The sequence below is a fragment of the Pseudomonas sp. WAC2 genome (genome assembly GCF_030403525.1).
GTDB lineage: Bacteria > Pseudomonadota > Gammaproteobacteria > Pseudomonadales > Pseudomonadaceae > Chryseomonas > Chryseomonas luteola.
In genome coordinates this window covers 196,315-221,107 of the sequence record NZ_JAUEPD010000001.1, presented here as the reverse complement: position 1 = coordinate 221,107, position 24,793 = coordinate 196,315, and the positions used below count along the sequence as shown (strand labels likewise).

The window sequence follows — 24,793 nt, the reverse complement described above, 5'->3', positions numbered from 1 at the left end:
ACATTCCTGCTGACAGACCTTATGCAGAGCGCTCTATCGGCAGGTGAGTTCCAACAGCGTGTCGGCGGTCATCCATCAATGATGTCGAATCAGTTGCAGGCCGTTTGCAACCACAAGCAGGCTGGTACCCATGTCGGCGAAGACAGCCATCCAGAGCGTGGCCTCGCCCATGATCGTCAACGCCAAGAATATCGCCTTGATTCCCAAGGCTAGTGCAATATTCTGCATGAGAATGCGGTGCGTGCTACGGGAGAGGCGAATGAAGTCCGGCAGTTTGCGCAAATCGTCATCCATCAGTGCCACGTCTGCCGTTTCGATAGCCGTATCGGTACCGGCGGCGCCCATGGCAAAACCAATGTTAGCCCGAGCCAGAGCAGGGGCGTCGTTGATGCCATCGCCAACCATACCGATCACAGCACCGCTCCGTTGCTTTTGCTCCAAAATCGCAAGCTTGTCCTCGGGCAGTAACGAGCCATGCGCTTCATCGATGCCTACCTGACCGGCAATACGGTCTACGCTGTGAGGATTATCGCCACTGAGCACCAGGGTTTTTATGCCTAACGCATGAAGTGCTGCGACAGCGCTCTGGCTGGTTTCCTTTACTTGATCAGCAATGATGAACAGCGCCAGTACCTCCTGTTGACGGGCAAGCGCCACCACACTTTTACCTGTCTGCTCCAGCGATTCGATACGGTGCCGTAGATTCTCGGAGGCCAGCCCTTCGCGCTCCAGCAGGCGGCGATTACCCAGAAAGTAGAGCTGATCCTCTATACGGCCTTGCACGCCTTGTCCTGCCCGGGCCGAGAAATCCTGCACGTCCTTTAAGGCAGTACCTTCTTGCAACAGAGCATGGCTCAAAGCCTGTGAAGCGGGATGATCTGAGCGCGAGGACAAACTGGCCGCCCATTCCAACGCCTGACTCTTCTGTCCGGTGAGTACGATGCGGTCGACCAACTGCGGCTTACCCTCAGTAAGCGTGCCGGTCTTGTCGAGGGCAATCCACTCAAGCTGGCGGCCTTGCTCAAGAAATGTCCCACCTTTCACCAAGATGCCACGTCGTGCGGCAGCCGAAAGCCCGCTGACAATTGTAACCGGTGTTGAGATGACCAAGGCGCATGGGCAGGCAATAACAAGCAATACCAGCCCTTTATATAACCACTCCAACCAACCTCCCCAACCCAGCAGGGGAGGCAACAGGGCAACCGCAACGGCAATGAGAACAACCGCTGGCGTATACAAGCGGGAAAAGCGATCTACAAATCGTTGGGTAGGTGCGCGAGCGCCTTGAGCCTGCTCTACGGCATGGATAATGCGAGCCAGGGTACTTTCGTTGGCTCGATGGGTAACACGATACTCCAGGCTGCCCTCACCATTGATGGTGCCGGCAAACACGGTATCGCCGGGAGCCTTGTCGACCGGCAGGCTTTCGCCTGTAATAGGCGCCTGGTTGACACCTGACTGACCGGATTCCACCTCTCCATCCAATGCAATTCGCTCACCCGGTCTTACCCGGATGAGCGCGCCGAGTTGGACCTGTTTGGCTGGCAGTGTTGCCCAAGTACCATCCGCCTGTCGTACGGTTGCGTTTTCTGGTGTCAGTGCCAGTAATCCCTGGATGGCATTGCGGGCACGGTCCAGTGAGCGTGCCTCGATCACTTCAGCGATGGCAAACAGTACGCTGACCATGGCCGCTTCAGGCCAGTGGCCAATTAACAGGGCGCCGGTGACCGCAATGCTCATCAATGCATTGATGTTAAGAGTGCGCTGCCTGATAGCGATCCAACCTTTGCGATACGCCGGTAGACCAGCCAGGGCAATGGCGGCCAATGCCAGGAATGCTACAGCGAACTCAGGCACAGTACCCAACCACTCACCGACTTCGGCTGCCAGGGCGGTAGCCAAGCCCAGGCCCAGCGGCCACCAGGGTTTTGCCGCTGGTACTGCAGAGGCTTGCTCATCACCTTTCAGTTCAACAGCCTGCATGCCCAGCCGATTGATCTGGGTCTTTAGCGGTTCTGCATCGGGGTAGCGATGGCGAACGCGTAGGCTGCGCTGAATCAGGTTGAATTCCAGTGCTTCGACCGCCTTCAGCTTGGCGAATGCATCACGGATCAGCTTCTCTTCAGTCGGGCAATCCATGGCATCGATACGCAGGCTTGTCCACTTGGAGTGATCAAGCACCTCGGGCTCGGTAACGCCCGGTAGAGGATTGGACTCAAGCGAAATCTTTGTGTGACTGTCGCAGCAGGTCTTTACCTGAGGCTCACAGCAGGACGATGGTTTGGGTCCGCAACAGGATGAATCATGCGCCATGACAACCTCCATTGACGTTAGGGTTGTCATTGCACACCCTGTAGCTACTACAGGGTCAAGGAGGCGTTATGAAAATAGGTGAATTGGCCAGCCGAACGGGATGTTCCGTGGAAACCATTCGGTATTACGAGCGTGAGGGACTGCTGCCAGCGCCTGTTCGCAGCGCGGGAAACTACCGTCAATACAGCGAGGCCCATCTGGAGCGATTGACCTTTGTTCGGCATTGCCGCTCTTTGGACATGACACAGGACGAGATCCGTTCCCTGTTACAATTGCGGGATCAGCCTGAGCCGGACTGCTGTCGGGTCAATGATCTGATCGAGGACCATATTCATCATGTGGAAGTGCGCATTCGAGAGTTGACCGAACTGCGCAGACAGCTCATGGCGTTGCGTCAGCAATGCTCAGGCAAGGTATCCAGCGATGTATGCGGCATCATTCGGGAGCTGCAACAACCCGCCGGACCTTCAGCGATCGAGGAGGCCTGTAGCCATGCGGGGCATGACCATGTGCCAGGAGTGCACAGACGATAGGGTAGGCCGGTCGGCATAGGGCACCCATAAAAAAAGCCCTGCAATCGCAGGGCTTTTCGGGGTTATGGCTGCGTTACAGCGTCTCGGCCCACAGGTCGTATTCGTCTGCGTCGGTTACGCGTACCCATACCTTGTCGCCTGGCTTCAGGTCGTGTTCGCTGTTGACGTACACATTGCCGTCGATCTCTGGGGCATCGGCATAGGAGCGGCCAATGGCGCCTTGTTCGTCGACTTCGTCGATCAACACTTCAATATCCTTTCCAACCTTCAATTGCAGGCGAGCCGCAGAAATGGCCTGCTGATGTGCCATGAAGCGTTCCCAGCGATCCTGCTTCACGTCATCCGGTACGGCACCTTCCAACTCATTGGCCGGTGCGCCTTCCACAGGGGAATACTGGAAGCAGCCCACACGATCCAACTGAGCTTCGGTAAGCCAGTTCAGCAGGTACTGGAAATCCTCCTCCGTCTCACCAGGGAAGCCCACAATGAATGTGGAGCGAATGGTCAGTTCCGGGCAGATCTCACGCCACTTCTTGATACGGGCCAGGGTGCGGTCCTCGAAGGCAGGACGCTTCATGGCCTTGAGAACTTTGGGGCTGGCATGCTGGAAGGGGATATCCAGGTAGGGCAGGATCTTGCCCTCGGCCATCAGCGGAATGATGTCGTCCACGTTCGGGTAGGGGTAGACGTAGTGCATACGTACCCAGACGCCCATGCTGCTCAACGCCTCGCATAGTTCCAGCATGCGAGTCTTGACCGGCTGGCCATTCCAAAAGCCGGTACGGTACTTGAGGTCGACGCCATATGCACTGGTGTCCTGGGAGATGACCAACAGCTCCTTGACTCCGGCCTTGACCAAACGCTGAGCCTCATCGAGCACATCGCCGATCGGGCGGCTGACCAAATCGCCACGCATGGACGGGATGATGCAAAAGCTGCAGCGATGGTTGCAGCCTTCGGAAATCTTGAGATAGGCGTAGTGGCGGGGGGTGAGCTTGATGCCCTGCGGCGGTACCAGGTCGACCAACGGATTATGCTCGCGCTTTGGCGGCACTACTTCATGGACCGCGGTCACCACCTGCTCATACTGCTGCGGACCCGTTACCGCCAGTACGCTCGGATGTACATCACGAATCGCAGATTCTTCCACCCCCATGCAGCCGGTCACGATGACCCGGCCATTTTCAGCTAGGGCTTCGCCGATCACTTCCAGAGACTCGGCCTTGGCGCTGTCAATGAAACCACAGGTATTGACCACCACCACGTCGGCGTCCTCGTACGTGGGAACAACCTCGTAACCTTCCATGCGAAGCTGGGTCAGGATGCGTTCGGAGTCGACCAGAGCTTTAGGGCAGCCGAGGCTGACAAAGCCGACTTTGGGCGTGGCGGGGGTGGACATGGCTAACCTCAGGAGGTGCGCAGAACGCGCTGATGATCAAAAAACGCGCGATTTTAGCGGTGCGCGCCCGGACTGAGAAGAGGCATTTGGCGCTTTTACTCGGATTAACCTGCGCTTCGTCAGTTATCGGGTTTGGCTTGCCCGAGGCTGAACCGCTAGACAGGCATAACTAGTGATAGGGTATTTATTATGTTATAAAGTAACAATTTCAAGGTGGTTTATATGTCATCGAATTCTTCCCTTACGTTCAAGCCGTCCTTTCTGACCCAGTCTGCCTGGGCCCGTTTAGGGGTGTCGATCGTGCTGCTTCTACTGCTATGGGCTGCTATCCACTGGGCGGTATCCATCCCATGAGTGCCTGTATTTCATTAAATGACTTAACGGTTGCCTACGAGCGTCATCCCGCCGTACATCATGTGTCGGGTTGCTTTGAAGCGGGCAGCCTGACCGCTATTGTGGGCCCTAACGGCGCAGGCAAGTCGACTCTGATCAAGGCCATGGTCGGCATGCTGCGACCAGTAGGGGGCGGCGTCGATCGAAAGGCCTTGTCTGCCTCGGCTATCGGCTATCTGCCCCAAGCGGCTGAAATTGACCGAACCTTTCCGCTGACGGTTCTCGACACGGTTGCCATGGGCGCCTGGAGACGCATCGGCATATTCGGTGGAATGAGCCGGGGCCAGCTGCAGCAAGCCCATGAGGCGTTAGTGGCTGTAGGGCTGGAAGGTTTTGGGCATCGCCTGATCGGCTCTCTGTCGGCAGGTCAGTTCCAACGCGTACTGTTCGCACGGCTCCTGCTGCAGGATGCGTCAGTCATCCTTCTGGATGAGCCGTTCAATGCCATCGATGCACGCACGACTCGCGATCTGCTTGATCTGGTCCGGCGCTGGCATGGTGAGGGGCGCACCGTCATCGCTGTTCTGCATGATCTTGAGCAGGTAAAGCAGCATTTTCCCAGTACATTACTGTTGGCTCGCGAAACCATTGCCTGGGGGGATACCCGAACGGTGCTGACCCAGGAGAACCTGCGGCGTGCCCGGAATATGGCTGAGGACTGGGATGAACAGGCCGACGTCTGTGATGAGAGGCGCCGCGCATGATGTTGTATCACGCCTTGTTCGAGCCGTTTGTCGAGTTCGGATTCATGCGTCGCGCCTTGGTCGCCTGCATGGCGCTAGGGCTGGGCTCAGGTCCGGTCGGTGTATTGCTCATGCTCAGGCGCATGAGTCTGGTAGGGGACGCCATGAGTCATGCGGTCCTGCCGGGGGCTGCCATCGGTTTTCTGGTCGCTGGGCTTTCCTTGCCAGCCATGGGCCTGGGTGGGTTGGTAGCCGGCTTGGCCGTAGCCCTGTTGTCTGGGTTGGTCAGTCGTTTTACTTCGCAGCGTGAAGATGCCAGTTTTGCGAGCTTCTACCTAACTTCTCTCGCTGCGGGTGTCTTGATCGTCTCGCTAAGAGGCTCGAATATCGACCTGTTGCACGTCCTGTTCGGTACGATCCTGGCGATTGATGATGCCGCGCTCTATCTGGTAGGGGGCATTGCCTCTGTGACGCTTCTCCTGCTGGCCATTATCTATCGTCCGCTGGTGCTTGAGTGTTTCGATCCTGGATTCCTGCGGGCCGTAGGTGGCAAGGGCTCGCTTTATCACTTCCTGTTTCTGCTGCTGGTCGTGCTCAACCTGGTCGCAGGCTTTCAGGCGCTTGGAACACTTATGGTGGTCGGCCTGATGATGTTGCCTGCCACCGTAGCGCGCTTCTGGGCTCGCTCGTTGCCTGGACTGATGCTGGTAGCGAGTCTGGTTGCCATGCTGTCCGGCTTTATCGGCTTGGTTGTTTCGTACCACCTGGGCGTGGCCTCGGGCCCGTCCATCGTTCTGACGGCCAGTACGCTTTACATCTTCTCGTTAATTTTTAGCCCTCTGGGCGTTATTCGCCGTTTCTTCCCCAAACCCCATCTATCCCGTTGAAAGGAGTCATGTCATGCGTCTCACGTTGTGGAGCGGGGCTGCTGCCTTGCTGTTGTCAGCGCTTTCCAGTTTTGCCCAAGCCAAGCCGGTAGAAGCCGTTGCGTCATTCACGATCCTGGCCGATATGGTTCACCAGGTAGGAGGCGAGCGGGTTCATGTCATTTCATTGATCGGGCCCAACGGCGATCCTCATGCGTATGAGCCGACGCCTGACGATGCCACAGCGCTCAAGGCCGCCGATGTGGTATTTATCAATGGACTTCATCTTGAAGGCTGGATGGATCGTCTGATCCAGGCATCAGGGTATAACGGTACCCCTGTCGAGCTGTCGGACGGTATCAAGACTCGTATGCGGCAGAAGAACGGCAAGACCGTAGTGGATCCCCACAGCTGGAACAGCGCTGCCAGTGGTGTTGTTTATGTTCAAAACATCATCAAGGCCCTCAAGCGCATAGACCCCGAAGGCGCTGATCAATACGAAGCCAATGGTCAACGCTATATCGATCAGCTAAAGGCGCTGGATGCGTATACCAAGCAGCAGATCGAAGCCGTGCCGAAGGCGCAGCGTAAGGTGCTTACCTCCCATAACGCGTTTGGCTATTTCGGTGATGAATACGGTGTGACATTCCTGTCTCCCCTGGATCTTTCTACCGAATCTGAAGCGTCTGCCCAAAAAGTGGCCAATCTGATCCGTCAGATCAAGGAGGAGCACATCACGGCTTATTTCATTGAGAACTCGAACGATCCGCGTCTGGTGCAGCAGATTGCCCAGGCAACCGGGGCTCGTGCCGGTGGCGAGTTATATGTCGAGTCGCTGTCCAAGGCGGACGGGCCTGCGCCTACCTACCTGAAAATGTTCCGTTACAACGTCGATAAGATGGTTGCAGCCATGAAAGGAGAGTGACTGGTTTCTTTTCATTCAGCCACGTAACAAGGCGTGGCAGATGGAACTCCTGAATCACAAGAACCGTCCTTTTAGGACGGCTCTTGCTTGAATCCGGAGAAAACAATGACGACTCGCCGCCGCTTCATGCAATATTCCCTGTGCGCCTCGTCGGCGCTGCTCTTGGAAGCCATTTTGCCTCGTCTTGTGCTTGCACAGGCTGGCATGCTGAGGCGGCAGATTCCCTCTACCGGCGAGCAACTCCCTGTCATTGGCCTTGGAACCGCCGATTCCTTCAATGTCGAAAGCACTCCACAAGCCTTAAAGCCGTTGGCTGACGTGCTTGACCGTCTATTTCAGGCGGGAGGCACTGTTATCGATACGGCGCCGAGTTACGAGAAATCCCAGGGCGTCATTGGTACGTTGCTGGCGCAGCAGGGACGTGCTGAAAAGGCGTTTCTGGCTACCAAGGTAGAAGGGCGCGAGAGCAGTATCGAAGAGATCCAGCAGGAAATGGCGGACCTCAAGGGCGCTCCTATTGATCTGCTGCAAGTGCATAGCATGATTAATTACAAGACGCTGCTCCCGTTGCTACGAGAGATGAAGCAGCAGAAAATGATTCGATATGTAGGGATTACCCATCACTCAGAAATGGCTCAGGATCAGATGATGGACCTGGTCGCTTCGGAGCCGATGGACTTCATTCAGATCAATCTCAATCCCCAAGATACCAAAGCCGAAGAAAAGCTGTTGCCTCTGTGTCAGGACAAGGGCGTAGCGGTCATGATCAATCGCCCGTTCCTGGACGGCCGTCTGTTCAACCAGGTAGCAGGCAAGCAGCTTCCGGCATTCGCGTCCGATATCGGCTGTGCTTCCTGGGCGCAGCTGATGATCAAGTACTCAATTTCGCATCCTGCAGTTACCTGCATTATTCCGGCGACCTCAAACCCGGCCCATATGGCGGAAAATGCACTGGCTGGAACTGGTGAGCTGCCCGATGAGTCCATGCGCAAGCGCATCGCGGAATATTTCCAGTAAAGTGTCAGGTAATCGCTGGACACTTTTAAGCAGGATTCAATACGCCGGGTAGGGTAATGACCATGCCTTGGTTGCGTTGTGCACACATATTCTTGGCAATCCGTACTTGATCCTGCCGCCACATCGGAGCAGGATGCGCCCGTTTCGATAAACCCGGAGTCTTGCATGAGTCAAGCTGCTTCCCAGGCCCATGGTGAAAAGGGAGCCTCGGCCATAGGTATGGCCATCGCGGCCGCGGGTATCGTCTATGGCGATATTGGTACCAGCCCGCTATATACCCTCAAGGAGGTATTTTCTCCTACGTATGGCCTGGTGCCTACCCACGATAGCGTTCTGGGTATCCTGTCCCTGATCTTCTGGTCGTTGATCTGGGTCGTGACGATCAAGTATGTCTTTTTTGTTCTGAGGGCGGATAACCAGGGCGAGGGCGGCATCATGGCCTTGACTGCATTGGCAAGGCGGGCGTCCGCACCGTTTCCAAAATTGCAAATGGTGTTGGTGCTGCTGGGGTTATTTGGTGCCTCGCTGTTTTACGGCGAAAGCATGATTACACCGGCCATTTCGGTACTGTCTGCTGTAGAAGGCCTGGAAGTAGCCTTTTCTGGGCTTGATCATATTGTGGTGCCAGCGGCAATCGTTATCCTGGTCGGACTCTTCATGTTACAGCGGGGCGGTACTGCCAAGATTGGCAAGCTGTTCGGTCCGGTTATGGTCCTTTGGTTCACCGTGCTAGGCGCATTGGGTATTTATGGCATTCTGCAGGCGCCTGAAGTCCTCAAGGCCTTGAACCCATGGTGGGCATTCAACTTTTTCATCGTACACCCCGGACTTGGCATCGCTATTCTGGGCGCTGTTGTGCTAGCGCTGACAGGGGCTGAGGCGCTGTATGCCGACATGGGCCATTTCGGTCGCAAACCTGTCGCGCGCGCCTGGCTCTTCCTAGTGCTGCCCGGATTGGTGCTCAATTACTACGGTCAAGGTGCCTTGGTTCTGATTGACCCAGAGTCCGTACGCAATCCCTTCTACCTGCTCGCACCTGAATGGGCGTTGATCCCAATGGTCGTCCTGGCGACTTTTGCCACGGTTATTGCCTCACAGGCAGTCATCTCAGGTGCGTTCTCCATTACCCGTCAGGCAATCCAGCTGGGGTATGTACCGCGTATGCAAATCCTGCATACCTCAAGTCATGAACAGGGCCAGATTTACATTCCTGCCATGAACTGGGCCCTTTTGACAGGCGTTATTCTCCTGATTATCGGGTTCGAATCTTCTGGCAACCTGGCCGAGGCCTACGGCATCGCCGTCACGGGAACGATGCTGATCACGACCTGCCTGGTATCTTCGGTAGCGCTGCTGCTATGGAAATGGCCTCGCTGGTTCGCCATTCCGATGCTCATTGGATTCTTCATTGTCGACTCGCTGTATTTTGCAGCCAACGTTCCAAAAATCGTGGCAGGCGGTGCATTTCCTGTCATTGCGGGCATCATTCTGTTCACGTTGATGACCACATGGAAGCGTGGTCGGCAGATTCTGGCTGAACGGCTGGATGAAGGGGCACTACCGCTACCGATCTTTATCGGCAGCATCCGCTCCAATCCGCCTTTCCGTGCCAAGGGGACAGCCGTCTTTCTGACAGCGCGGCAGGATGCCGTTCCACACGCTTTGCTTCATAACATGCTGCACAATCAGGTATTGCATGAGCAGGTAGTGCTGCTGACTGTTATCTATGAAGATACGCCGCGGGTTCCTGTCAGCCGCCGTTTCGAGGTGGACAGCTACGGGGATGGTTTCTACCGTGTCCTCTTGCATTATGGCTTTATGGACGAGCCCGACGTGCCGGCTGCGCTCGCATTGTGCCACCTGGAGGACCTCGACTTCACGCCCATGCGGACGACGTACTTCCTTAGCCGTGAAACGGTCATTGCGTCGAATAATCGTTTGGGAATGGCTCGCTGGCGAGAGAATTTGTTTGCTTTCCTTATGAAGAATGCCAGTGGCAGCCTGCGCTTCTTCAATCTGCCGGTTAACCGGGTAATCGAGCTGGGTACCCAGATCGAGATCTAGCGGCCAAGTCTGCAGATGTAAAAAAGCCGCCTTGGGGCGGCTTTTTTATTGGGATCAGTTGAATGCAGGTGGAGGCAGGGCATCCGGGTCGGTAATAAACGGCATCTCCCATGGGTCCAGCGATTGACCCTGCTGGGAAAGCTCTTGCCGAACATGCTCGATAAAGTCTTTAAGCTGCAGCGGATCGCTGTACTGTGCAGCGGTCACCTCAGAGACCGCCAAGACCTCTTCTCCTTCATGCCCGATTACGCTGAAGCCAAAGCTGTCAGCCTGGGGGTTGGCTGAAATAACACAACCCAGCGGAGTGAAGGCATCTACAACCAGTTTTTCAGCGGCATCCAGCGAAAGGGGAGTGGTCATGGGCGTCCTCGTTCAAAGGTTGAGAGCCGGTAGACCACTGATCGCACGCGTTCTTTCCGACCATTCGTCTCCAGCCGCGGAGGTGATCCATCGGCTGGGCGTCCTGGTTACGGTGTGCATGTACGAGCCTCGATGGCGTTCATCATGTGGCGTGCAAGCTTGTCGTAGTCATTATCGAAATGGTGACCACCGGGTAACTCAAGCTTTTCGAAATTAGCTCCAGGCTGCGTACAACCGCTCTCATCCTTTTCTTCCGCACCGTAAATGCAGTAGATCTTGCTGGCAGGCACCTTGACCATCTCCGGTCCGGTTTGCATCTCGTCACCAGCCTTGCCCAGCCAGCCCTCGACTTGAATTTCAAAATCACCGCTGCGGGCAAAGGCCAGCAACACCATGGCCGATACCTGCTCCTGGTCTGTCGCAGGTAAACGGTTATAGACCGCCGGAAGCAGATCCGCGCCAAATGAGTAACCGGCCAGGACGAAGCGTTTCGCGCCCCAACGCTCACGGTATGTCTGCATCAGATGGGACAAGTCTGTCGCCACCTGTTCCGGGCTTTTGTGTTCCCAGAAATAGCGCAAGGTATCGATACCTACGATTGGCCACCCATTTTCTGCCATGGTCTGTGCCGAATCACGGTCAAGATCACGCCAGCCACCATCGCCGGAATAAAAAAACGTCACTGTATCCTTGTGCGCGGCCGGCTCTTCAGCCGGGACCTCTACAACAGGGACATCGCCACCCTGACCGAGCAGCTGACGTTGAAGCTGGGTACGCAAAAGCGTAACCAGTGGTGTGCCGTAATCACTGATAGTGGTATCGGCATTATCCTGGCCGCGGACAAAGCGAGCAGTCTCATCGCCTGGGTTATCGTTCCAGGCCAGATGCCATTTACCGTGTTCGGCTTTCTGCGGCAGCGGATCAGAGCAGTCGGGCTCGTCGAGCTTTGTACCGACCGACAGGGCGCTGACCTTGTCATCCTGTTGCCCGGCCAGCCAGCGCCAGGCCAATGATCCACCCGCATCGATGCCTGCTACCATGGTAGGTGCTCCGCCAAGATGGCTGATGGCGTCCTCTAGGCTGGCGCGTTGCGCGGCACATGCCTTGCTCTCGGGCAGCTCATACTGGACCAGCATGGCCTTGGTGTTTTTAGCCAGGGTTAGCAGGTCAGCATCGGATAACTGCTGTTCAGCGGGGTTTGCAACAACGACTCGGGCCAGTGGCTTGCCGGCAGGCCTTGCGACGGTTACGACGCTCTGATCGTCCTGTACGTGTACCTCAAGGCTGGCGGTACTGGGCCAGCGATGAAACCACCACCACAGTGCCGCTGCGGCAATGACAATGATCAACAGAAGAAAAAGCAACCCGCGTTTACGTCTAGTCATCAACGTTTTACCAGTCCTGTAATACCGCCCGCGATCAACGCAGCGGTGTCAGCCAAGGCGACCAAGGGATCAAGTCCTGCTGGAACGGCCAGATAGCGAGGCTCCCATTCCGGATCGAACTTATCTTTGAACCGTCTCAAGCCCTGAAAGTTATAGAACTGCTCGCCACGTCGGAACACCATGGCCCCTAGACGCTGGGTCAGAGGAGCACCACGGCGTGGATGCAGTCCTGCCAATGGCACCATCCCCAAGCTGAAGCGTTCCAGGCCTCGCTCCTTGAAGTGCAGGATAAGGCCGAGCATGAGGAACTCCATGGTCAGTTTGGGCGCATCAGCTGCCACTCGCATCAGGTCGATACTGGCCAACTCAGGCCGATCGGTTTCCAGAAGATTAGCAAACGCTACCGCTTTTCCCTGAAACCGAACGACAGCAATGCGGAAGTGCTGCAAATACTCCGGGTCGAAACGACCAAGTGAAAAGCCCTTCTCGCGGACATGTTTACTCTCCAGCCAGATGTCGGAGATAACTTTTAGCTCTTCGAGAGGTGCCTGACCCGGTTCATGGAACTCGATGAGCAGTCCATCCCGCTGGCCTCGGTTCCAGGTGTAGCGCAGGTCTTTCTTACCCTTGCTGTCCAGATCGAATGTCTTGAGATTGACGCGGGCTTCCTCACCCAACTTCAGCGCGGTGAGACCGATGTCCATGTAGAAAGGCAGATTCTCGGCACGAACCTGATAGAACACAGGTCGTGCATGGTGCATGTCGCACAGGTCGCGGAATTTCCAGATCAACTCGGCTCGTGTCTGAGCGGAGCCGATAGGATCAAACAGGGCGATCATGCTACGGCCACGACGGCCATACATCAGGAAAGCATTTTCCGTTTCATGAAACAGCAAGGCCTTGTCGCCTGTCATGGCCAAGCCGCCATCAGGCTGCTCAGATGCTTTGACGGCGTCCAATGCCTTTTGTAGATCTTCTGTGGTAGGCAGCGTAATTTCTGGCGGTGCAGCCCGCAAGAGCCAGCCGAGTGACAGGGCCAGTAGTAGCACCACGCTGCCCATGGCTGCTCGTGCACCTCGCGGGGCGCCTTCCTCCAGCGTAAATTGCCACCAGAGCTGGTTGTCGTAGGACGCATCCTGGTAAACAAACAGGAGCAACCAGATAGATGCCGCCACGACGCACAGGCTTGCAACGACGTACAGGGGTGAAAAGGGCAGTTCCAGTAAGCGGCTCCGGCGGTAGAAGGAGCGGCGGAACGTAGCCAGGAGGGCAGCCGTAATCGCCAGGATCGATGCCTCCTCCCAATCAAAGCCCTTTAGCAAAGAAAGCAGGGAGCCTACCAGCAACAGCACCAGGGTGAGTACCCAGGCGGCCGAGAGCCGCCGCCGCAGGCCTTGAGCCAAGAGTAGGCACACAACTCCGATTAGACTGGCTCCCAGATGCGAGGCTTCAATAAGACGCTGTGGCAGCAGGAATCCGATACCCTTCAGGCGCGTATCGATCTCTGGCGTAACGCCTGAAAAGAGCAGTACGACCCCTGAGAAAAATACCAGGACTGACAGAACGGGGGCTGCAAGGCCAGAGGCAACGCGGATGGCCGAGCTGCCAGATAGAAAGCGCTTTCCCTCGGTCAGCAGCAGGACAAGGCAAGCGATGACCAGGGGAAGCAATACATAAATGATCCGGTACAGCAGCAGGGCCGCTGCCAGGGGAGCTGTCCCGATCTTGTCCGAAAAAGCGGCTAGCAAAACGGCTTCAAATACCCCAACGCCACCCGGAACATGGCTAAGCACGCCTGCTGCGAGTGCCAGTAGGTACACCAGCATGAATGCACCCAGCGGTGGTGCCTCGGGCAGTAATAGATACAGCACTGTGGCAGCAGCCATGACGTCCAGGGCTGTAATCACCAACTGTAGGGCGCTTAGCTTGAAGGTGGGTAAGCGTAGGGTCTTACGGCCCAGGCGGAACAGGCGACTATCAGGCGAAGGCTGCTCGTCCAGGGCTCGCTTGCGAAGGAATACAATGCCTATGGCATAGATTGAGAGAATGGCAATTGCAATGCCAGCTACCAGAGTAGGTGAAAGACGCAGGGCTGTGGAAGCCGAAGGCAAATCACTTAATGCTGCAACCGCAGCCAGAGGGGGCAATGCCGTTCCCAGCGACAGGCTGGCAAAGAAAGTCATCTGCGCCACTTCAATGGCGCTCAGGCCTTGGCGGGCATAGAGACGATAACGAACCGAGCCGCCAGACAGCATGGACAGGCCAACTGCATTACCAATGGCGAAGGCGGTAAGTCCACCCAGCGCCAGGGTCTTGCCTGGTAGATGAACGCCGGCGAAGCGACTGGCAGACCATTCGTAGCCAAGCAGAATGAGAAAGCCCACAGCCGTTGCCACGACGGCCCCCATAATAGCGTGCGAGGGGATACCCAGCAGTGCAGTGTGGAGAGAGGGTAGATCAATACTGCTGACCAGATGCCAGCACACAAGCAGGGCTACGCCAAACAGGAGCAGTGTCAGGCCTAGCTCAAGAGGTTCTTTATAGGCCGTAATGCGCTCTAGCAGGCGCCAAGGCAATGCTTGCGGAGGAGAAGAAGGTGAAGATGAAGATGAAGACGAAGACGAAGAATCGGATGAAGAAACAGCAGATTTGTTTACAGGATCATTGGCGCTCATGAAAGCCCCTCAGGGAAACTGCGCGTCAGATTAGTCACATACAGACTTTTGCCAAGCCCTATGTATCAAAAAAATGGAAACTCTTTGAATATTGAAGGCTAAAAGGAATAAAAATTCGACACAAACAAAAAAGCCACTCGATTGAGTGGCTTTTTAAATTTGGTTGCGGGGGCAGGATTTGAACCTACGACCTTCGGGTTATGAGCCCGACGAGCTACCAGACTGCTCCACCCCGCTTCTGATGTGGCCAGTATACGGGTTTAAAAAATGATGTCAACAAAAAATTCAATGCTGACAATGATTTGCTGAAAGCCTTATCACGAGGACTTATGAATGCACCTTTATAGGTAGTGTATTGCCTAAAGAGGGTATCCCTTCATCGGAGTGCCGAAATGAAACCGCAATGGCTGATAAATACCTCCATGGCACTGGCTTTACTGTCACCGCTAGCCATGGCCCAAACGGCTGAATCAGGCCGTACCCCTCAGGACACCGAGCATGATCCACAGCATGTCGAAGTTATTTCACCAGATGCGCAGGAGGCCGAGCAAAATCAGCGGGGCGTTGAGCTGCCGGAAAACAGGGTCAATCAAGGCGCTACTCGAAGCGATCCGCTTGCCCGGGAACGGCAAGAAATCGACAACGATATGGAGCTAGATCGCAAGCAACCGCTAAACAACTGAAATGCGGTCTGTATCCCGTTGTCTGGATTAGGGCGATAAACGGTGACCAGAAAAGGATTTTTTGCATTGCCGAGGTGGTCATTTAAATAGGCTCTGGTTATTCCAGTGTCTCCCTGGCGGTTTCAACGTCGCTGTCGGCCGCCAGGGCTTACCTCTGCTCTAGAGCAAAGGCGTACCTGGTAACCTTTTTATCATTAAAGTTATCACGATAACGGTCGATAAGATCTGGACCTTCATGCCATTTCAACGGCTTGCCGAAATTATTGTCCAGAGGCTGCGCTATGCTCCAACGTTTGAAATTTAGGCATAAGATTTTGGCGACGGCCTCTATTGTGCTGATCGTCGCCTTTTCATTATTCATGGTCTATAACGACTACCTGCAGCGAAAGGCTATTACACAGGATTTGTCGTCACGCCTGGACGAGTTGGGCTCCAGCGCATCAGCAAATATCGTTAACTGGCTCAATGGGCGGATCACTCTGCTTGAAGGTGAGGCCCAGGCTATCCAGAACAATGCCTCTCCTGAAGGAGTGTTTTCCATCCTTGAGCAGAAGGCCTATCTCTCCAGCTTCGAGTTCACCTATCTGGGACATGCCGATGGTCAGTTTTCCATCCGTCCTTACGATGAAATGCCTGCCGGTTACGATCCCCGTACCCGTGATTGGTATGTTGCCGCTCAGTCGCAGGGCCGCTCCTTATTGACGGAGCCTTATGTTGATGTGGGTAATGGAAAGCTGGTCATGACGCTGGCTACGCCTGTCATGAAGAACGGCACCTTGGCGGGTGTTCTGGCTGGCGATCTGAGTCTGCAGACGATGGTGGGTATCGTCAATTCGCTCGACCTGGGCGGTATCGGTCATGCGATTCTGGTGAATAGTGAGGGCAAGGTGCTGGTCAGTCCCAGAAAAGAGGAGGTGATGAAAAGCCTCGCTGAGCTGTTTCCCGCCGGTGCGCCTGCACTGGATGGCGCGCTCAAGCGGGTCGAGCTGGACGGCAAGCCTCAGCTTATGGTCTTCAAACCAGTCACCGGTCTGCCATCGGTCAACTGGTACCTGGGCCTGATGGTTGATGAAGAGAAAGCCTACGCTCCGCTCAAGGAGTTCAGAACCTCGGCCATGCTGGCCATGGTGATTGGCGTTGTGTTGATCATGCTGCTCCTGGGTGTGCTGATCCGTGTACTGATGCGTCCGCTCACGACCATGAGCCAGGCAATGCAGGACATCGCACAAGGAGAGGGCGACCTGACCCGGCGTCTGGCCATCAATAGCCAGGACGAGTTTGGTGTGCTGGCCGCTGCCTTCAACCGCTTTGTCGAGCGTATCCATGGCTCGATCAGCGAAGTATCGGCCAGTACCCGCCAGCTCAACGAGGTCTCCCGTCAGGTGCTGGCGGCCTCCAACTCCTCGCTGCACAACTCGGACAATCAGGCCGGACGTACTGGAAGCGTGGCGGCAGCCATTAACCAGCTGGGCGCCGCCACACAGGAGATCGCCCGCAACGCTGCCGATGCGTCCGTACAGGCTACCAGTGCCCGGCAGCAGGCCGAGGAGGGTCGCCGCGTACTGGGCCAGACCCTGACGGCGATGGAAACCCTGTCCGCCAACATCAGCGCCTCCTGCGGCCGTATCGATGAGCTGAACCAGAAGACCACCCGCATCGGACATATCCTGGAAGTGATCCAGGGCATTTCCGAGCAGACCAATCTGCTGGCGCTCAACGCTGCGATCGAAGCTGCACGGGCAGGCGATGCCGGGCGTGGTTTTGCGGTGGTAGCGGACGAGGTGCGTGGTCTAGCACATCGTACCCAGAGTTCAGCCCGGGAAATCCAGAGCATGATTCAGGAGCTGCAAACCGGGGCGGGGGAAGCGGTTTCTACCATGACCGAAAGTCAACGCTTCAGCGAGGACAGCATGACCATCGCGCAAAAGGCCAACGAGCGGTTGGGCTCGGTAGCCGAGCGCATTACCGATATCGATGGCATGACCCAATCGGTGGCGGCCGCAACAGAAGAGCAGAGCGCGGTAGTGGAGTCGCTTAATGTCGACATTACCGAGATCAACTCGCTCAACCAGCAGGGCGTGGAAAACCTGAACGCGACCCTGGGCGCTTGCCATGCCCTGGAGCAACAGGCCAATCGCCTCGATCAGCTCGTTTCAAGCTTCAGAATCTAACGATAGGGAGGCGGGCAGGTTTTCTCGTCTGTCTCTAATAGTTACCGCGGCGCCTCGGCTATCGGGGCGCTGCTGTTTATATGTGCCGATTCAAACCATTCATGGTCTTAGCTTTCAAGATGCTCTATGCCGATACATTCATTTATTCGAGAAGCTGACCATGTACCTGATCCAGTTACTGCTGCCCCTTTATGACAACGATGGTCACGACCTCCCTAAAACGCTATTTGGTGAGGTGCGCAATGAACTCGTGGAAAAGTTTGGCGGATTGACCGCATTCAGCCAGGCACCAGTAAAAGGTCTTTGGCAGGAAGACGAAAGCCATACGATACAGGATGAATTGATCATCTATGAGGTGATGACCGACGCGCTGGAGCAGGGGTGGTGGCAGCAGTATCGGGCCTCGCTCGAGACCCGGTTTCGTCAGGAGGCTGTGGTGGTCAGGGCCCATACCATCAGCCTATTGTAAGGTTTACTTATCCAGCTTCTTCTCGACCTCATCCAGTTTACGGTTCAACTCATCGACTTGGCTGTCCAGCTTCTTGTTCGATACCGGAGTGATGATCTTGTCGATGGTATGAGTGCCAGGCTCGGGGCTTTCCAGATCGCTTACCGCTTCTTCAGGTAGCTTGCGCTGTGCATGAGCTTCGTCGCGTTTAGCGACCTGATCATGGTCATGGGACTTGTCGAGTTTATCCGTACGATCGGTCATGGCGGCTCCTGGTTATCGTAATGTTCTAGAATTCCGAGTGTCGCGGGAGCGCTAAAGTTTCGGTGAACCGCTGGGTGGGTAGCGGTGTATAGCGCATAATGCAGGTGGAGCGGTGTTAGCGAACCTGTCGAGCATGAGGGTATGACGCAGAGAAAAATCATCCATATCGATTGCGACTGTTTTTATGCCGCTGTCGAGATGCGTGACGACCCTCGCCTGGTAGGCCGGCCAATCGCCGTCGGTGGTACTCCTGATCGGCGTGGCGTGGTTGCAACCTGCAATTATGAGGCGCGTGCATACGGCGTGCGTTCAGCAATGGCCTCCCATCAAGCCCAGCGGCTGTGCCCCGACATCATCTTTGTGCGCCCGCGCTTTGATGTCTACAAGGCGGTATCGCGTCAGATCCATACGATATTTCGTGATTTTACCGATTTGATCGAACCGCTTTCCCTGGATGAGGCCTATCTCGACGTTTCGGACAGTCCGCATTTTTCCGGCAGTGCAACCCGAATTGCGCAAGAGATTCGGCGGCGTGTGTGGGAAGAGCTTCATATCACTGTTTCGGCCGGTGTGGCGCCAAACAAGTTTCTGGCCAAGATTGCGAGCGACTGGCGCAAGCCGAACGGGCTGTTTGTTATTACCCCACCGGAAGTGGCCGCGTTTGTGGCTACTCTGCCTGTTGCCCGGCTGCATGGCGTAGGCAAGGTGACGGCTGAAAAGCTGACGCGCCTGGGGATCGAGCGGTGCGAGCAGTTGCTGGAGTGGGGACGCCTTGCATTGATCAAGGAGTTTGGTCTGTTTGGCGAGCGGCTGTGGAATCTGGCTCAGGGAATTGACGAACGATCAGTCCAGGTGGATAGCCGACGTCAGTCGGTCAGTGTTGAAAATACCTTCGAGCATGACCTGCCTGATCTGGCCGCCTGTACGGCCCAGCTGCCCGCTTTGCTTGAAGAGCTGGCCGGGCGGCTTGGCCGACTGGATACCCATTACCGGCCGGAAAAACCTTTCGTCAAGGTCAAGTTTCACGACTTTACCCAAACCACCCTTGAGCAGGCCGGGGCTGGGCGGGATATCGATAGTTATCGACGGCTTCTGACCCAGGCTTTCATGCGGGGAGGCAAGCCTGTTCGCCTATTGGGCGTAGGGGTAAGACTAATTGATCTGCGGGAGGGCGCTCGCCAATTGTCACTCTTTGAAGAGTAACCCGGGCGCCAGATACCGCTCGGTCAACGTGGACGCATCGACCGGACGGGAGAACAGGTAACCTTGGTAGAGGTCGCATCCCAGGCTATCCAGGAGCGCCAGTTGTTCATTGGTTTCCACCCCTTCGGCAACGACTTTTAGATCCATCAGGCGCGCCAGGGCGATCAAGGTCTTGATCAGCGTTTCCTGGCGCTCGCTGCCAGGGACGTCGGCCAGGAAGGAGCGGTCAATCTTCAAGCTCGAAATAGGCAAGTGGGTCAGGCGGCTGAGTGACGAATAGCCAGTGCCAAAGTCATCCATAGTGAGTCGATAGCCGCTGGTTTCGAGGATCTTGAGGTTGGTCAGCGTGGTTTCGTTTTCATGAAGCAGACTGCTTTCAGTGATTTCGATTTCCAGGTCATGAGGGGTCAGCCCGTATCGTTGCAGGCAGCCGGAAAACTTTTCGGCCAGACCTTCCGTTGCAACTTCCTGAGCGGACAGATTGACTGCCACCAGTGGTGCGGTACCCAGGTCGCGTTTCCAGCGTGCAATCTGGGCACATGCCATATCGCGAACATAGGCGTCCAGCGTATGGATTAGTCCACTTTCCTCGGCTATGGCGACAAACTGATCGGGTGGAACGGGACGGCCGTTGGGGTCCGTCCAGCGTACCAGTGCTTCCACACTGTGAAGGTTGCCTTGAGCATCGACCCGAGGTTGATAGTGAAGAAAAAGGGCGCGGGTTTCGATGGCTTTTCTCAGCTCCAGCAACAGCTCGGTTCGCTCGAACGTGCGCTGCGCCAGGTTGGAATCATAGGTGGGTAGCAGCGTATCGCCATGGGGATTCTTGAGCGCATGACTGCTACGTTCGATCAATTGCAGCGCATTGGTTGCATCCTGAGGATAGAACGCGGTTCCAAGATCAGGCGCCACATCAATAAGATGTCGGTCGATCTGCAAATGCGGAGGTAGGCTGCTCTTAAGTTCATGTAGCCGATCAAGGCCGATTTCGATGCTGTCCAGCTCGGTGAGAACCACCAGAAACGTGGCGCCCTTGAGGCGAGCTACCAGATTCTTTCGTGGCAAGCGACTCAGGTGGTGCGCAAAGGCCTGCAGGTACTGATCGCCGACGTCCAGGCCATACTTGGTATTGATGTAGGTCAGGTGAGGAAGGCGAATGGTCAGCGCGGCCAGTGGCTTCGAGCCCGCCTGGCCAATTGCCTGCTCCAGTCGCTTGATGGCGCCGCTGCGGTTCAGTACGCCTACCAGCGGGTCCAGAATGCTCAGGCGCTCGGAGTTACGCAGCTCGCTTTGCAATGCATGCAGATGGGTAATGTCACGCAGTTTTACCAGTATATTCTGATTGGACGTCGGCTGGCTGATACGAAGATTGAGCCAGCGAGGTTTAGTTCTACCCTGGACCTGCCATTCCTGCAGGGAGTCGTCCGGAACCAGTTTGACCGGCTCACCTTGTTCATTGCGTACTAGATTGTCCAAATAAACCTGACTCTCGATTACCCGCGCTGGTAGCCCCAGCAAGGCAGCCGCTTCGTCATTGAGTTTGAGGATCAGTCCATCGCTTCGGCAGAGCAGAAATGCGCCGAGGTGGGAAAACACCTCATTGTAAAGTTGCTGGCTGTATTGCAGCGCCTGATTGAGCTGATGCTGGCGTCGCTGCGCATTGGCCAAGGTGGTTATGAGACGAGCAATGGCAAGCGGAATACACACGTTGAACAGCATGAACAGAAGCAAATGCAGGTAGTTGCGCGTGTAGCTCAACGACAGGTTGATGCCAAACAGATGAGGTATGGGGGTGTCGCTCAACAACAGGTAAAGAGGCAGCAAATTGGCGACGCACAGCACCAGATAAACGCGCCAGTTGAAAAAGATCAGCGCCAGCAGCGGTGTGGCATAAATGATGAGGATGCCAGCCTTGGCCTGCTTGTAGTCGACGAAGAACAGGCTACACAGACCGAGTGCGTATAGGACGAAGATCAAGACCGTACCGCTAAGCCGATAGGAGCGTGATCTGAAAGCGAAGAGGCTGAAGAAGGCGCCAAGAAAGACGGCTTCCATTATCAGAACGTAAGGGCGACCGGCCTCTAGTGCCTGATAGGTACAGTGGATGAAAATAAGGGCAACCAGCACGATACTGCTGAGCGCCAGTACACGCAGCGTGCTGGTTTTCCAGATAAAGTCAGGTGTTGGGGTTTGTCTGGATTCATCCAACAATAAAAAACGTCGGAGCCGATGAATCACTATAGATAGCCTGTCTGACAGTTAAGCGGCGGCGAATATCGCATACCGGATTTAAGGTGTCACGATAATGGCGCCACGGAATGGACGCCGTTTATCGAAAAGATAGCTGCCTACTATATAGTGTTTACAAAGGAGTGAAACCTTGAACACTGAGTTGGCCTATTGGCACCACTCCGTTAAATAGGTGTTTTGGACATGGTCGAAAGCTGCACGATAGCGGCATCAAGTTCGTCCAGAATGGGCGATGAAGTAGGGGCGCCTTGTTTGAGCAGTGTCTCGCTCTGGTAGCACGCGGCTCGTAACTGAGGAACTCCACAGTAGCGGGTTGCGCCATGCAGGCGGTGGATCCGCTCGATTAGGCCGATGCGGTCGCCATTCTCCCGGGCCGAACGGATGGCTTGCCGGTCAGCTGCCAGCGAGGCGAGCAGCATGGTCAACAGGTCACTGGCCAGATCGGCCTTGCCTGCGGCCAGCCGCAGCCCTTCGTCTTCATCCAATATGGCCAGATTGGCAATGTCCGCTCCGGAAGAGGACAGCGGGCTCATCTCCTGAGTATCGTTTTGCTGAAGGCGCAGACCAGTCCATTTGAGCACCACCTGGGCAAGCTGCCGATCACTAATGGGCTTGGTTAAGTAATCATCCATGCCTGCCTGAAGCAAGGCCCGCTTCTCGTTGGACATGGCGTGGGCAGTCAATGCCACGATAGGTACCGGCGGATGTTCGCTTTCCACCTCCCAGGCGCGAATCGCTTCAGTGGCCTGTCGACCATTCATGCCAGGCATCTGTACGTCCATGAAGATAAGGTCGTAGCGTTCCCTCTGTGCTGCCTCGACAGCGGCATAACCACTGTCGACACCCGTGACCTCAGCGCCAAGGTCGGTAAGAAGCGTTTCGACCAGCAGCAGGTTGGCGGGGTTATCGTCAACACAGAGCAGGCGAGGTGCGCGGTCAATTCGGGTATGGGCAGTATTTTCAGGACGAGTCGGCCGCTGATTGAGCAGCTCACCCACGGCGCGTTCCAGTTTACGGCTGCAAGCAGGCTTGGCCTGCAATTGGCAATGCACATCTGGCAAGGCTGCATGGAACACGGACTGATCGGTCGTAGGGCAGAAGATCAACGAATTACAGTCCAGCCGCTCCAGCTGCCAGACGCGCTCAGTCAGTAGATCAGGTGGCAGGGTGCTGGAGCTTACCCCTAGCACGGCCAGCGTGATGGCGGCCTCGCTTTTCCGCTGCCTAGAAACGGCTTCCGTCAGCTGCTCAAGCGTCTCGAACTCGACCACCTCCAAACCGCAATCTTCCAGCTGATGGCGTAGCGATTGGCGTGTCAGCTCGTGTGGTTCCACAAGGCCTACGCGGCGGCCGGCAAAGGCCAGTCGGCGATGGGTTTCCAACGGATTGCGCGATTTGGGTAGGTTGATGGTGATCCAGAACTCAGATCCTTCCTCGGGCTCGCTCTCCAGTCCAATTTCGCCGCCCATTTGCTCGACGAGACGTTTGGAGATGACCAGACCCAGGCCGGTGCCCCCCGCCTGTCGGGAGAGTGAATTGTCTGCCTGGGTAAAGGCCTGGAAAAGCATGTCCCGATCTTGCTCGGAGAGACCAATGCCTGAGTCCTGAACACTGATCCGTAGCTGGGCATGGTCATCGTCTTCATCTTCCACCATGGCGCGGACAGCAATAGTGCCTTCGTGAGTGAACTTGATGGCGTTGCTGACCAGGTTGGTCAACACCTGGCGCAGGCGCTGGGGATCACCTACCAGATGGACCGGAGTGTCACGGTAGATCAGGCTGACCAGTTCCAGCTGCTTTTCATGCGCAGCTGGCGCCAGAATGGTCATGGTGTCCTGAATCATGTCCCGCAGATTGAAGGGAATACTTTCCAGAACCAGCTTGCCGGCTTCGATCTTGGAGAAGTCCAGGATCTCATTGATGATGCCCAGCAGGCTTTCAGCAGAGTTCTGAATAGTGCCGAGATAATCTTGCTGCCGGGGCGTCAGCTCGCTTTTTTGCAGCAGATTGGTAAAGCCGATGATGCCATTGAGGGGCGTTCTGATCTCATGACTCATGTTGGCCAGGAATTCGGACTTGATCCGGCTGGCTTCCAGGGCTTCCTTGCGGGCGAGATCCAGCTCGATGTTCTGAATTTCGATGGTTTCCAGGTTTTGCCGCACATCTTCCGTGGCCTGGTCGATGTTGTTCTGCATTTCCTCCTGGGCGTTCTGCATGGCTTCGGCCATACGGTTGATCCCGTCCGCCAGGGTATCCAGCTCGTAACTGCCAAGGTCTTTGGGCAGGCGGGTTTCCAGCTGACCGTCCTTGAGATGACCCACGCCATCGCTGATGATGCGCAGGGGATGATTGATGCTGCGACCGATACGGACAGCTACCACGGCTGTCAGGCAGAGACCGAAGATGATCAAAAGGAGGCTGATCACCAGATTGCGGTAGCCGCGCAGGAGGGTGGCGTGGTGAGACAGCTCGATATCGATCCAGCCCAGCAGGTGCGAGCTGGGCATGTTGACCTCACCGGTAATGAGCTTGAGATGCCGGGCCTGAACGGGTAGATGGAAGTGTGTGACATCCAGACCGCTGCGCAGGCTGGCGGTCTCGCCATCGTCGTTACGAATGGCGATTGTCATACGAGGGCCGGCATGGGCCAGGATTTTCTGGTCGGCACTGATGAACTCGACAGCCCGTACATCGGCCTGATCAAGTACATCCTGGGCAATGCGCTGGAGCAGGACCCGGTCATCCCGAAGCAGGGCAGGCGCGGCCAGTGGTCCAAGCTGTTCGGCGATCAGTTGGCCGCGCTCTTCCAGCACCGTCCGCATGTCGGATAGCTGAACCCAGCTGAAGTAACCGCCCAGCACCATCGCCATGACACACGTCGGTAGCAGGCTCAGCAGCAGGATGCGGCCCTTGATTCCCAACTCGTTCAGCACTTACCCGTCTCCAGAGCAACAATGGGGGAAGTGTAAAACACTTGTTTCGATTGCCGGGACGATTTTGTGGCGGATGGTCGCTAAACGGTTCTCCGCGGGAGTAAACAGGCCGAAAATGCTGGAGTCGTGGTGTCAGCTCACGGCCAGAGGCTGCGGAAAAGACGACCTGATATCGCCTTTATTCATCCCGCGCATCATGAGATTAGGGAACGCCCCTCATTTGCCGGT

General features: G+C 56.0%; 19 protein-coding genes and 1 tRNA gene. 11 read left to right on the top strand and 9 right to left on the bottom strand.

Annotated elements, in window-relative coordinates:
- Positions 1-75: 75 nt before the first annotated feature.
- Positions 76-2,313: a heavy metal translocating P-type ATPase gene (locus tag QWJ10_RS01015; protein ID WP_289923659.1), complete on the bottom strand. Its 2,238-nt coding sequence runs from the start codon at positions 2,311-2,313 to the stop codon at positions 76-78.
- A 68-nt stretch (positions 2,314-2,381) separates the two neighbouring features.
- On the opposite strand from QWJ10_RS01015, the gene cadR reads away from it, so the two are divergent.
- Complete coding sequence (gene cadR / locus QWJ10_RS01010) at positions 2,382-2,846, top strand: Cd(II)/Pb(II)-responsive transcriptional regulator (protein WP_019364477.1); 465 nt, start codon at positions 2,382-2,384, stop codon at positions 2,844-2,846.
- A 73-nt stretch (positions 2,847-2,919) separates the two neighbouring features.
- Here the strand turns inward: cadR and rimO are convergent, their stop codons facing one another.
- Complete coding sequence (rimO, locus tag QWJ10_RS01005) at positions 2,920-4,245, bottom strand: 30S ribosomal protein S12 methylthiotransferase RimO (RefSeq protein ID WP_010797439.1); 1,326 nt, start codon at positions 4,243-4,245, stop codon at positions 2,920-2,922.
- 222 nt (positions 4,246-4,467) lie between these two features.
- On the opposite strand from rimO, the gene QWJ10_RS01000 reads away from it, so the two are divergent.
- The 6 genes from QWJ10_RS01000 to QWJ10_RS00975 all read left to right on the top strand — a co-directional run bounded on the left by QWJ10_RS01000 (position 4,468) and on the right by QWJ10_RS00975 (position 10,193).
- Positions 4,468-4,599: a hypothetical protein gene (locus QWJ10_RS01000; RefSeq protein ID WP_267888707.1), complete on the top strand. Its 132-nt coding sequence runs from the start codon at positions 4,468-4,470 to the stop codon at positions 4,597-4,599.
- Complete coding sequence (locus tag QWJ10_RS00995) at positions 4,596-5,342, top strand: metal ABC transporter ATP-binding protein (protein ID WP_289923642.1); 747 nt, start codon at positions 4,596-4,598, stop codon at positions 5,340-5,342. Before QWJ10_RS01000 ends, QWJ10_RS00995 begins: the two co-directional genes overlap by 4 nt.
- Positions 5,339-6,208 carry a metal ABC transporter permease gene (locus QWJ10_RS00990; RefSeq protein WP_289923640.1) on the top strand — a complete coding sequence of 290 codons (870 nt, stop codon included), beginning with the start codon at positions 5,339-5,341 and terminating at the stop codon, positions 6,206-6,208. Before QWJ10_RS00995 ends, QWJ10_RS00990 begins: the two co-directional genes overlap by 4 nt.
- Positions 6,209-6,221: 13 nt before the next feature.
- Positions 6,222-7,112: a metal ABC transporter substrate-binding protein gene (locus tag QWJ10_RS00985; RefSeq protein WP_289923639.1), complete on the top strand. Its 891-nt coding sequence runs from the start codon at positions 6,222-6,224 to the stop codon at positions 7,110-7,112.
- 105 nt (positions 7,113-7,217) lie between these two features.
- Positions 7,218-8,129, top strand: coding sequence for an aldo/keto reductase (locus tag QWJ10_RS00980; protein WP_289923636.1), 912 nt, complete (start codon positions 7,218-7,220; stop codon positions 8,127-8,129).
- A 165-nt stretch (positions 8,130-8,294) separates the two neighbouring features.
- Positions 8,295-10,193: a potassium transporter Kup gene (locus QWJ10_RS00975; protein ID WP_122043222.1), complete on the top strand. Its 1,899-nt coding sequence runs from the start codon at positions 8,295-8,297 to the stop codon at positions 10,191-10,193.
- A 54-nt stretch (positions 10,194-10,247) separates the two neighbouring features.
- Here the strand turns inward: QWJ10_RS00975 and QWJ10_RS00970 are convergent, their stop codons facing one another.
- The 4 genes from QWJ10_RS00970 to QWJ10_RS00955 form a co-directional block, all read right to left on the bottom strand.
- A complete protein-coding gene (locus tag QWJ10_RS00970; RefSeq protein ID WP_289923633.1) occupies positions 10,248-10,553 on the bottom strand; it encodes a hypothetical protein in 306 nt (101 codons plus the stop codon).
- Between the two features lie 107 nt (positions 10,554-10,660).
- A complete protein-coding gene (locus QWJ10_RS00965) occupies positions 10,661-11,938 on the bottom strand; it encodes an AcvB/VirJ family lysyl-phosphatidylglycerol hydrolase (protein ID WP_289923632.1) in 1,278 nt (425 codons plus the stop codon).
- The gene (gene mprF / locus QWJ10_RS00960; protein ID WP_289923629.1) at positions 11,938-14,613 is read right to left on the bottom strand and encodes a bifunctional lysylphosphatidylglycerol flippase/synthetase MprF; all 2,676 of its coding nucleotides are present in this window, start codon (positions 14,611-14,613) and stop codon (positions 11,938-11,940) included. Before mprF ends, QWJ10_RS00965 begins: the two co-directional genes overlap by 1 nt.
- A gap of 160 nt (positions 14,614-14,773) precedes the next feature.
- Positions 14,774-14,850: transfer RNA gene (locus QWJ10_RS00955), tRNA-Met, on the bottom strand.
- 155 nt (positions 14,851-15,005) lie between these two features.
- Here QWJ10_RS00955 and QWJ10_RS00950 point away from each other — a divergent pair.
- From QWJ10_RS00950 to QWJ10_RS00940, 3 genes are all read left to right on the top strand, one after another.
- Positions 15,006-15,296, top strand: coding sequence for a hypothetical protein (locus tag QWJ10_RS00950; RefSeq protein ID WP_125889456.1), 291 nt, complete (start codon positions 15,006-15,008; stop codon positions 15,294-15,296).
- A 281-nt stretch (positions 15,297-15,577) separates the two neighbouring features.
- Positions 15,578-17,467 carry a methyl-accepting chemotaxis protein gene (locus QWJ10_RS00945; protein WP_289923621.1) on the top strand — a complete coding sequence of 630 codons (1,890 nt, stop codon included), beginning with the start codon at positions 15,578-15,580 and terminating at the stop codon, positions 17,465-17,467.
- Positions 17,468-17,627: 160 nt separating this feature from the next.
- Positions 17,628-17,936, top strand: a complete 309-nt coding sequence (locus tag QWJ10_RS00940; RefSeq protein ID WP_289923620.1) for a hypothetical protein — start codon at positions 17,628-17,630, stop codon at positions 17,934-17,936.
- A gap of 3 nt (positions 17,937-17,939) precedes the next feature.
- Here the strand turns inward: QWJ10_RS00940 and QWJ10_RS00935 are convergent, their stop codons facing one another.
- Positions 17,940-18,179 carry a hypothetical protein gene (locus tag QWJ10_RS00935; protein ID WP_125888795.1) on the bottom strand — a complete coding sequence of 80 codons (240 nt, stop codon included), beginning with the start codon at positions 18,177-18,179 and terminating at the stop codon, positions 17,940-17,942.
- A 141-nt stretch (positions 18,180-18,320) separates the two neighbouring features.
- Here QWJ10_RS00935 and dinB point away from each other — a divergent pair, with 141 nt between their 5' ends.
- Positions 18,321-19,382, top strand: coding sequence for a DNA polymerase IV (gene dinB / locus QWJ10_RS00930; protein WP_010797453.1), 1,062 nt, complete (start codon positions 18,321-18,323; stop codon positions 19,380-19,382).
- Here dinB and QWJ10_RS00925 read toward each other — a convergent pair.
- Entirely contained in the window at positions 19,365-21,620 is a 2,256-nt protein-coding gene (locus QWJ10_RS00925; RefSeq protein WP_289923615.1) for a bifunctional diguanylate cyclase/phosphodiesterase, read from the bottom strand. The genes dinB and QWJ10_RS00925 overlap by 18 nt on opposite strands.
- A 176-nt stretch (positions 21,621-21,796) precedes the next feature.
- Positions 21,797-24,565 carry an ATP-binding protein gene (locus QWJ10_RS00920; protein WP_010797455.1) on the bottom strand — a complete coding sequence of 923 codons (2,769 nt, stop codon included), beginning with the start codon at positions 24,563-24,565 and terminating at the stop codon, positions 21,797-21,799.
- Positions 24,566-24,793: the final 228 nt, after the last annotated feature.

Coding starts and splice junctions, on each gene's coding strand:
- QWJ10_RS01015 (WP_289923659.1), bottom strand. CDS start 2,313: ATGGCGCATGATTCATCCTGTTGCGGACCCAAACCATCGTCCTGCTGT.
- cadR (WP_019364477.1), top strand. CDS start 2,382: ATGAAAATAGGTGAATTGGCCAGCCGAACGGGATGTTCCGTGGAAACC.
- rimO (WP_010797439.1), bottom strand. CDS start 4,245: ATGTCCACCCCCGCCACGCCCAAAGTCGGCTTTGTCAGCCTCGGCTGC.
- QWJ10_RS01000 (WP_267888707.1), top strand. CDS start 4,468: ATGTCATCGAATTCTTCCCTTACGTTCAAGCCGTCCTTTCTGACCCAG.
- QWJ10_RS00995 (WP_289923642.1), top strand. CDS start 4,596: ATGAGTGCCTGTATTTCATTAAATGACTTAACGGTTGCCTACGAGCGT.
- QWJ10_RS00990 (WP_289923640.1), top strand. CDS start 5,339: ATGATGTTGTATCACGCCTTGTTCGAGCCGTTTGTCGAGTTCGGATTC.
- QWJ10_RS00985 (WP_289923639.1), top strand. CDS start 6,222: ATGCGTCTCACGTTGTGGAGCGGGGCTGCTGCCTTGCTGTTGTCAGCG.
- QWJ10_RS00980 (WP_289923636.1), top strand. CDS start 7,218: ATGACGACTCGCCGCCGCTTCATGCAATATTCCCTGTGCGCCTCGTCG.
- QWJ10_RS00975 (WP_122043222.1), top strand. CDS start 8,295: ATGAGTCAAGCTGCTTCCCAGGCCCATGGTGAAAAGGGAGCCTCGGCC.
- QWJ10_RS00970 (WP_289923633.1), bottom strand. CDS start 10,553: ATGACCACTCCCCTTTCGCTGGATGCCGCTGAAAAACTGGTTGTAGAT.
- QWJ10_RS00965 (WP_289923632.1), bottom strand. CDS start 11,938: ATGACTAGACGTAAACGCGGGTTGCTTTTTCTTCTGTTGATCATTGTC.
- mprF (WP_289923629.1), bottom strand. CDS start 14,613: ATGAGCGCCAATGATCCTGTAAACAAATCTGCTGTTTCTTCATCCGAT.
- QWJ10_RS00950 (WP_125889456.1), top strand. CDS start 15,006: ATGAAACCGCAATGGCTGATAAATACCTCCATGGCACTGGCTTTACTG.
- QWJ10_RS00945 (WP_289923621.1), top strand. CDS start 15,578: ATGCTCCAACGTTTGAAATTTAGGCATAAGATTTTGGCGACGGCCTCT.
- QWJ10_RS00940 (WP_289923620.1), top strand. CDS start 17,628: ATGTACCTGATCCAGTTACTGCTGCCCCTTTATGACAACGATGGTCAC.
- QWJ10_RS00935 (WP_125888795.1), bottom strand. CDS start 18,179: ATGACCGATCGTACGGATAAACTCGACAAGTCCCATGACCATGATCAG.
- dinB (WP_010797453.1), top strand. CDS start 18,321: ATGACGCAGAGAAAAATCATCCATATCGATTGCGACTGTTTTTATGCC.